The sequence below is a fragment of the Gammaproteobacteria bacterium genome (genome assembly GCA_011682695.1).
Taxonomy (GTDB): Bacteria; Actinomycetota; Acidimicrobiia; order Spongiisociales; family UBA4744; genus BMS3Bbin01.
Genome location: JAACED010000090.1, coordinates 1 through 8,772, shown reverse-complemented (window position 1 = coordinate 8,772; position 8,772 = coordinate 1). Strand labels below are relative to the sequence as shown.

Annotated in this window: 6 protein-coding genes; 3 read left to right on the top strand and 3 right to left on the bottom strand. The window is 62.4% G+C overall.

The window, feature by feature from the left end; translation table 11 throughout:
• Positions 1 to 561: 561 nt before the first annotated feature.
• From GWP04_11870 to GWP04_11860, 3 genes are all read right to left on the bottom strand, one after another.
• Positions 562 to 1,266, bottom strand: a complete 705-nt coding sequence (locus GWP04_11870) for a hypothetical protein (GenBank protein ID NIA26251.1) — start codon at positions 1,264 to 1,266, stop codon at positions 562 to 564.
• Between the two features lie 3 nt (positions 1,267 to 1,269).
• Positions 1,270 to 1,983, bottom strand: coding sequence for a hypothetical protein (locus GWP04_11865; GenBank protein NIA26250.1), 714 nt, complete (start codon positions 1,981 to 1,983; stop codon positions 1,270 to 1,272).
• Positions 1,984 to 2,051: 68 nt separating this feature from the next.
• Positions 2,052 to 2,492 (bottom strand): hypothetical protein, encoded by a 441-nt coding sequence (locus GWP04_11860; GenBank protein NIA26249.1) that lies wholly within the window; start codon positions 2,490 to 2,492, stop codon positions 2,052 to 2,054.
• Positions 2,493 to 4,550: 2,058 nt separating this feature from the next.
• On the opposite strand from GWP04_11860, the gene GWP04_11855 reads away from it, so the two are divergent.
• The 3 genes from GWP04_11855 to GWP04_11845 all read left to right on the top strand — a co-directional run bounded on the left by GWP04_11855 (position 4,551) and on the right by GWP04_11845 (position 8,516).
• Complete coding sequence (locus tag GWP04_11855; GenBank protein ID NIA26248.1) at positions 4,551 to 5,171, top strand: hypothetical protein; 621 nt, start codon at positions 4,551 to 4,553, stop codon at positions 5,169 to 5,171.
• Positions 5,158 to 5,835 (top strand): hypothetical protein, encoded by a 678-nt coding sequence (locus GWP04_11850; protein ID NIA26247.1) that lies wholly within the window; start codon positions 5,158 to 5,160, stop codon positions 5,833 to 5,835. The genes GWP04_11855 and GWP04_11850 overlap by 14 nt, the downstream gene beginning before the upstream one ends.
• 2,054 nt (positions 5,836 to 7,889) lie before the next feature.
• Positions 7,890 to 8,516, top strand: a complete 627-nt coding sequence (locus GWP04_11845; protein NIA26246.1) for an ATP-dependent Clp protease proteolytic subunit — start codon at positions 7,890 to 7,892, stop codon at positions 8,514 to 8,516.
• The last annotated feature ends 256 nt before the right edge of the window (positions 8,517 to 8,772 follow it).

The window sequence follows — 8,772 nt, the reverse complement described above, 5'->3', positions numbered from 1 at the left end:
AGACATCGGAGCTGGGCGTCCCCTGACCAGCAACGCTCCGATCTTGGGCCACGCCTGGGCCACAACAGATGAGAAACGACGCGAAACGGTGCAAAGCGAGATTCACGCGAAATGCCAGGTCACATGCGATTGCTGGGCGTTTAGGCAGGTCAGCAAAACAGGCCGAAAACCCCCTGAACCGGCCTTTCAAGCCGGGGACAGGTTAGCGAAGGTTATGTCAGAGCCTTGTCTTCTCAAGAGCACGCAGGGGGTCGCTGACCGGCACTGCGGATCACGCGGCTAGCGCAAACTCGCCTGCTGGGGCGCCGCGTGGGGTTATGGTTCGGTTCGCTCCTCCGACACCGCGAGAAGACAACCCGCCAGTGAGGCCCAGCTTCATCTCATGGAGCCGGCGTTTGAGCTGTCGAAGACTCCGAGCGGCCCGCTGTGCAAGCGTCACATGCGCCCGGAGCGAGAGCTCGGCACCCTCGTAGCCGCATGGTGCGGATAGAGGCCTTGACGATCACCGGAGGACCTCGCTCGAGTGGGTCGGGCGCGCTGTCTGGCCGTCCTTTAGGGCGCCTATCTGGAGAGGTCGGGGCCTCGTGGGCGCTGGTGTGGGTTTTGGAGGCCGGTGAGCCAGTCGAGGGAGCGAACGATTTCGGGTTGGCGTTTCTTCCAGTAGGCCTCGATCTCAGCGCGCGCGACGGGTAGTCCGGGGTCGTCGGCAACATCGTCGAGGTAGCCGAGCGCTCGCACGATGTGGAGCACCACCGCTTCGGGTGTAGCGGGCCGGTACCGCTCGATCACGAGTGCCAGGCCTTCCTCGACGCGATGGCCCGTGTCACGTTCGAGGATGAGCAGGTCGAAGTAGTCCCGTAGTTCGCCGCGGTCGCCGACGACCTTGAGCTTGGTGGCGAGCAGGTCGCGGAGCCCGGCGACGGGTATGCCTCCGACTTCAATGGTCGGATCTACGGGGTGTTGGTCGCGGGCGTCGAGGAACTGGATGCGGGTCTCACCGAGGTAGCCGTTGAGGGTGCCGGCGGCGATCTGGGTGGAAGCGAACCGACCGATCTGGTCCAGGCTATCCGCCAGCTCATAAGGTTCGAACGGCTCGGCGACGAAGAAGTCGAGATCGCGGCTGACTCGATGTCCGAGGTGGGCGGCGATCCCGGTGCCTCCCACGAGGTACGCGCCGCCAGGGAGGTTCCCGACCAGAGCCTGCCAGACCTCTCGAGTCGGTGGCGGGAGCACTGCCTTGAGATGGGAGGGAATGTCGACAGCCACCGGTCACCTAGCCTCTGCCAGGTGGCGGGCGAGCGCCACTCGTCGCGCCGACACAGCTCTCATGCGCGCTGCCTGCAGGAACGCCTCCGCGGGCAGCGTCGCGGCCGCCCAGGCATGCGCTTGGACGTCGTCGCTCGCCAGGATCCTTCCGGCGATGTATGCGGCGTCCTTTTCCACGTCGAGGAGGCGGACGTCAGTGTTCCAGAACAGGTGACGCAGCCAAATGGGCACGCGGCGGTGACCACGCATAGGCTGGGAGGTTTCGGGGATCACCGCGTCGTCCAGCACCGGTGCCAGACTGTCCCAACGGCGATTCCGGACGTCGATCTCCCACACCTCGATGTCGCGCGGAGATCCCAGCAGCACCCGGCGCCGCCGCCGCCGCACAAGCGCCAGCTGTTCGAGTCGCCGCAGTGCCTGGCTCGCCGTGGTGGGGCTGATCCCGGCGGCACGGGCAACCGCACGGGCCGAACGCAGACCGAATGGGCGGCCCAGCAGCACTGCCGCCACGAGCACAGCTTCGCGACTGAGTCCGGCGACCACGGGCGCGTAGCCGAGTCGCCGTTCCAGCAGGGCTACGTCGGCTCTCGTGAAGCGAAGATGACCACCGCTGGTCGTCCTGGGTCGCACGATCCCCTGCGCCACGGCCCGGTGCACCCGCGAACGAGTGGTGCCCAGTCGCTCCGCCAGGCGACCTGTTGTCAACATGGTGTCCATATCGCAACATTCTACCACGGGACAGTCAGGACTCTCATCGGTGTTGGGCCACCTCCTCCCCGCCGACGCTACCCGTACGTCCGTTTCCAGAACTCGCGGAACTCCGCAACGTAGGGGCCCATGTCGGTCGCCGCTGCCAACGCCAGCCGAACCGGAGGATCACCTTCGCCCCGGGCAGCAATCACATACCCGCCTTCAATGACCGTGATGGCCCACCCGAACCGGAGCCCTTCGCCCCGATACTCCTCTAGCACGCCGACGACCTCACGTCGATCGACGAGCACCGTCACGGGCCTCGACGCCGGTTCCGGGTCTTCCCCGGGATGAGGTCGTGGTGGCACCACCGACTCCTCCCACGTCCACGTGTCCCCCTCGAACCCATGCAGCCAGGTAGTCACCTCCATGACCTGACGGCCTGATCCATCGAGGAGCTGCACGCTGTAGCCGACCGACTTCGCGCCGCTTCCCGCCCACTGGCCAATCATGCCGAAGGCAGGCGGATCCAGCACGAAGACTGGGAACTCCAGGTGAGCGAATCGAGCCTCATGACGTCTCTGCGCCGAGTCCGAGTCAAACTCGCCGCTGGTCCACCGCATAGTTGTCCCCTCTAGCGTACCCAGTCGGTGGACGAGTGAAGCCCTGACACGCAGATAGACCCATCCTCCAAGATCGCCTGACCATCCACGACCTCGGCTTTGTAAGTACCTTCCGGAACGCCGGTTCTGATCCAGCCGTATTGCCAAGAACGCTGCTGGGCGAGCGGACCGGTGCGCGGGATGAATTCATTGTGCCACCCTGGGCGTACCAGTTGTACCAGAGGGCCGGGGCCCAGTTGCTGAAGATCGTGAATCCCGTTACTGCCTGGTAAGCCCGTGAATCCGTCAAGGTACATCCAGGAGATTCCGGAGGTCCCAGCGACGACCTCTGGGTTTGACTCAACCACCGCGAACCCATTGCTCTTGGCCACTCGCGAGGTTCCGACGGATTCTGGGGACAGAAGCACAGGCGCACCGAGTCGAGCGGCGTCAGCAGGAGACTTGACCGAAGCGGCAAGATCGCTTGACACTGACGAGACTGATCCGTCAGCGAACTCCACGACCGTGTACCCGTTGTCCCCTGCGACTTCGGAGTCGAACCCCACCAGATACATCGGCTGCTCATTGACTGATCTCGACAGGGGACCATTCGTTGCTCGGGCCCCCGCGGGAAGGGCCAAGCCGACGACCAGCACGACCGTCACCATGAGTATGAGGGACCGTCTCATATGAACCTCCTCTTCTTGGGCCTCTCTGAACCCACACACCAACACTCACACTCACCCGCAGAGATGGCAAGGGTCGGAGGTACTACGACCGTGCCTATCTTTCGCGGTCTCGTTGTGATTCCGAGCCCTCGCCACACTGAGCCTGAGATTCACAGCCGCGAGAAGTCCGTTCCCAGCCCACGGTGCAAGTGGATCCATGCTTGGGCGACACCAAAGCGCCATCGTCAGCCCACCTGGCGTCGTTGCGGCCGCCGAGGATCATGAAAACGGCCGGAAGAGCGATTCTGTGCAGGCGCGACAAGGCCTGCGGAAACCTTCACACGGCAGAGGTCACTGGTTCGATCCCAGTAGCGCCCACTGCAGAATGTGTTGTGTTCGTTGCTGTTTTCTAGGTCAGCGCCCTTCTTTGATCGCGGCGTCGGTTGCGTCGCGTCCACATCGCGTCCACATCGGAACCGCCCCAGGGGCGGGAGCATGTCGCATGCGATGAGGTGAACCGACAGGATTCGGTCAGGGAGCCGAACGCGAGATGAGGTCAGGGAGTCCCTCGGGATAGAGGGGACGGCCGCCCTCGGGGGCGAAGGGATCGACGCGGTGGGCGGGGAACTCGTGGGTGTCTTCGAGGCCGTGGATCTCTTCGCTCTCGTCGTGGTGTGACGGTCGGCGAACTGCGCGTCGTAGCCGAAGACGATCTCGTGGCCTTGGCGGCCGTCGAAGGTGAACAGGTTCGCGCTGACGCTGAGATGTCTGAGGTCGAAGACCTCTACTCCGAGTTCCTCGCGGACTTCCGGAATGACCGGTTGGCGACCGGTCTCACCGAACTCCACACTGCCGTCCATCGGCACTCAGATCCGTGTCGCTTGTTGGGATCGAATGCGCCGGCTGAGACTGACCCAAAGGTTCGGGATCTGGGAAGAAGACCGGTAGGTCAGGCCACGGCATCGCGCTGCAAGGTCCGCAGCGGCGAACCCTGTCATGCGGCTTGGACCCTCGTACGAGCACCGCCCTGACGTCGTCGACCGTGGCGTATTCTGCAATCTTGGGTTCGACGGAGGGACGCCACTCGCGGCGTGTCGATCCTGGCCATGCTTGTCGGTGGGGCGGAGGTTCAGGGTTCCGTTCGCCTACCGGGATCTGTGTACAGGGGCGCCGGATCCGGCCCGAGCGCTGACCAGATCTGGACACGAGCTGCTTCGAAAGCCCGGCCTGATTCAACCATTCGTCTTGTCGCGAAATACGGGGGTTGACAGGTTCAGGTGGGGGGTTATGGTAGTCGACGTAGCAACTCCTATCAGGGAAGGGGATGGTACTTGTGGGTCTATTGGTCAGGAAAGACTCGGCTGTTCGCCACGGGATTCTTCTGCTACTGGGTCTGATGCTCTTGAGTGGGATCGTCTTCGCTGGTGCGCCGGTGGCACTGGCAGGAAGCAACCGTCCGCCGTTCGGCCCGCCCTTCGAGTCGGGCCAGGGCTACACGGACGATCGGAATTTCAGCTTCACGTCGATCGAGTCCAACGAGGGGGACTACTACCTGTTCCTGGGGCATATGCATGCGTCGATGTACGACGACTACGGGGCTCAGACGGTGCTCTCTGCTCATGACTATTATCGCACGTACTACACGTGGATCGACATCGAATGGTTCCTCACGGCGCAGTCGAACCTTGATGATGAGACCGTTGCCGCCGACATCACGTGTGCGAGGTGGTCGAATCAGACCGCCCACAAGTGTGACCAGTTCCGGATGCGGGTGAGTGAGAGGAACCGCACCGCTTCGAATGCGACCCTTGACAACATCGCTTGCCATGAGATCGCGCACGGGGTCGGGTTCGACCACGGTGACACGGGGCAGAGTTGCATCGACGAGGGCAACAACGGGATCATCACCTGGTATGAGATAGGGAAGATCAATGGGCACTACTAGAAGAGATCGCGGTTGGGGTATTCGACGCGCTGCAATCGCCAGTATCATTGCGCTGTTGCTTGCGGCGTGTTCGATTGGTACGTCCGACGAGTCCACCACACAGGCTCAGGCCGACGTGCCCGTCGGGAAGATTGAGGCCTACTACTCCCCGATCGGGTCGGTCTCTGAGCTGGCGGAACTTTCAACTGCAGTGCTGATCGGTGAGTTCGCGGGAGTCAAGACCGAGGTCTTCGTGCAACCCCCTGACAGCGACGAGGTGATGGCCGGCGTCGATCCTCTCGTGGAAACCGTCTACGACGGGTGGGTGTTCCGGCCAGTCGAGTGGATCAAAGGGGGCGGTGTCGACGAGTTGGTGGTGAGGGTTCCCTCGGCCCTACGGGACGTCAACAGCGGGAAACTCATCTCGCGGCTCATCCCGAACTCGTATCCGATCTCGGAGGCAGACGTCGGGAATCGTTACCTGCTGTTCTTGTCCGACAGGTACACGAAGGAGTACGGACTGTGGAACTTCTACTCATCGCCGTATGGCGCTGCGGAGGTGGGCGGTGACGGCAGGTTGAAGGTCGCCGATATCCTCACAGGGACTGGGCAGAATCCGTTGATGCCTTACCAAGGTCGGGAGGTCACCGAGTTGGTGAATGTGCTGCGAGCCTCGAGGCCGTGACAGCCATCGGGCTTCGTTCCCGATGACGGACCGGTGTGCCCTTCAGGGGATTCGCTCTCGAGGGCGGAGGCGAGGGTGGACGAGCCGGGCGGTTCGGGGGCACCTGGTGATCGCCGATTCGCCGACTCGTGGACCGAGTCCATCCGGGGAGCCCAGCCGCACGTGCTGGAAATCGCAGCCACAACGCGTCCACATGAGACCGAGAAATGTCGAGAACTGGCGCGAGAGGATGAGACACTACATGGGTCTCTGACCTGGCAGCTTATCGCCTTTTCCCTGGTCGCTCTGGTGTGCGAAGAGGCCTTCGGAGACTTTCACACGGCAGAGGTCACTGGTTCGATCCCAGTATCGCCCACCACGAGACCCGCCTTCTCGAGGGCTGGCTTCCAGACGCGCCGTGCCCACGCTGTCCGGCGTATGGGTCCGCCTTCTGGGGCCGGGAACATCACATGAGGCCGAGAAGTGAGGGGAAACGGTGAGAAACGATGAGCATCGAAAACGCCGACAGCGCAAGGGATTTGGCCGTGAGTGGTCACGCCGCGAGTGGGAACTCGCCTGACGGAGCGCCCCGTGGGGTCAGGGTTCGACTCGCTCCTCCGACACCAAGAAACCCCTGGTAGACGGGGGTTTCTTCTTGTATCGGCTACAAGCCACGGGAACGACGAATTGTCAAATGGGGACAAAATGGGGACATTTTCTGAAGAATTGTCCGTCAGATAGCCCGTTCCCGGCCGCCCCAATCGTTCGTGTCCACTCAGTCGGGGGCATGTCAGCTGTCATCATGCCTTCTCTCGGCCCTCCTGATTTCTTCGTCCGTTCTCCACTCGGGGCCGCTCCCGTATTGCCGCTTGTATTGCCTCTTGAGACTGCCTTGGCTCAGGTGGGGCTGGATGTCCTTCCTTCTTGCTTGCGGACATATCTCTAATGGCCCACACGATTGTGCTGACGAGCAACAGACCAGCGATTGCCGCGATTATGACGACGGCACTCATCGTTCACCTCCCTGACTTGAACCCTACGCTCAGACAGTGCGTTCTGGGCCGCCCCAATCGTTCATCAGATAGCCGAACCGGGACTCCTCGAAGTAAACAAGCCGCCGGCCATCAGAGACAGTCGCCACCAACACCTCGAGATCGGACAACACCGAATCGCCAACCGACACAACCGGGCCGCCGTCGAAGTCCTCTCAGCCGACGGATACACCGCCTTCGGAATCAGAAACCACTGGCTCGTCACCGACGAACTCGTCGCCTGGCCCGCCACCGACAACACCCAACGACTCTGGACCGCCATAGTCTCCGCCGCGCCCAAGATTCCCGGCTGCCGTGAGGTCCACTCCCAGCTCTCCGTACAGTCCGCCAGTCTATGGGCCACGCGTTATGTGCGGGTACCTATGCCCCCGGCGCGACTCCGACGAGCGTCGCGCGGGGTGCTTGTTCTACGAGGCCTGTGGGTCTCGACATGGCTCGGCCCATTGGGACGCGAATCCGACCGGCGGCTTTCAGCGTGTTAGAGAGGTTTCCGCTCCTTGGCCTTGGTTGCCTTCTTGTCCTTCTTGGCCTGACGTTTCTCCTTCAGGCTGCTGGACGCGGCTTTCTTGGCGCTTCTTCCGCCCTTGTCTTTCTTCGCCATGGGTGCCTCCCTGAGGACCGTCTGCGGTGACAGCTATGCCCCATTCTGTCACACAGGCACGACCTGATGTCAGAGATCACCTGGGCCAGTTCGGCTTCGCGAGTTCTCGATCCGCTCTTGAGCGGAGTCCGGCTTCGGCGAGAAGCCCTCAAGTCACTCTCTGATGGCTTGAGTGAAGAGCGGGTTCGGTTGGATGAGTTCAAGATGGAGCTACCCGCATCAGCTCGCACTGCATGAGGTGATATTCTGAAAGAGGAGCCACTGTTTTCTCTGTTGGAGAGCACATAGTCGATTGATCACGACGGGAGTTCTGTCGATCTCTGGTCCTTTGAGGCGGGAGAGGCGAGCGGAGACGCCGAGGCTGGCGAAGAGTAGGCGACTTGGGCCCCCTCCGAGGGGGGCGAAGCGGACGAGGTGAAGGAATGAAACCCGAGAGCTACCTGGTCCCGACGGTCATAGAGACCACGAGCCGGGGCGAGCGAGCCTTCGATATCTACAGTCGGCTTCTCATAGACCGCATCATCTTCCTGGGGACCCCCATCGATGACACGGTCGCCAATCTCATCATGGCGCAGTTGCTGCACCTCGAGAGCGAGGATCCCGACAAGGACATCGCTCTCTACATCAACTCGCCGGGCGGGCAGATCACATCGCTGTTCGCTGTCTATGACACGATGCAGTACGTCAAGCCGCAGGTCAGCACCGTGTGTATGGGCATGGCCGCGTCAGCTGCGGCGGTGCTCCTGACCGGCGGGGCCGAGGGCAAGCGGTTCATCCTGCCGCATGCCCGGGTGATGCTCCACCAGCCCTCCGGCGGTGCTGAAGGACAAGCATCCGACATCGAGATCCAGGCCCGGTTGATCGTGCAGATGCGAGAGCAGATCAACCGTATTCTCGCGGAACGGACCGGCCAGGAGTATGACAGGGTCGCCATCGACACGGAACGCGATTTCTGGATGACCGCCGAAGAGGCCATCGAGTACGGTGTGGTCGACCAAATGCTCACCGGCCGAGAGCTCACGGCAGTCCCGAGTGGCGAAGGTTCATAGACGTGGCCAAACTCGGTGACGGTGGCGGCCGACCGGCTCCCAATACATGTTGATGTCCGATAAGCGACGCCCTGAGCGAGCAGATACTGGTAAAAGGCGTCGTCCCTCAGCAGCACGCTCACGACCAGACTCAGCACCACCCGGTTGGGCGGGTTGCCGGCAGGAGCCGCCCGAATCGTGATCCACGATTGCGGGGACCAAAAAGAAAGGTAGGGCTGATGAGCACCGCGCACCCGACCCGACTCAACCAGACCGA

Excerpts from the sequence above, each read along its gene's own strand:
- GWP04_11865 (NIA26250.1), bottom strand. The coding sequence starts at position 1,983 with ATGGACACCATGTTGACAACAGGTCGCCTGGCGGAGCGACTGGGCACC.
- GWP04_11855 (NIA26248.1), top strand. The coding sequence starts at position 4,551 with ATGGTACTTGTGGGTCTATTGGTCAGGAAAGACTCGGCTGTTCGCCAC.
- GWP04_11850 (NIA26247.1), top strand. The coding sequence starts at position 5,158 with ATGGGCACTACTAGAAGAGATCGCGGTTGGGGTATTCGACGCGCTGCA.
- GWP04_11845 (NIA26246.1), top strand. The coding sequence starts at position 7,890 with ATGAAACCCGAGAGCTACCTGGTCCCGACGGTCATAGAGACCACGAGC.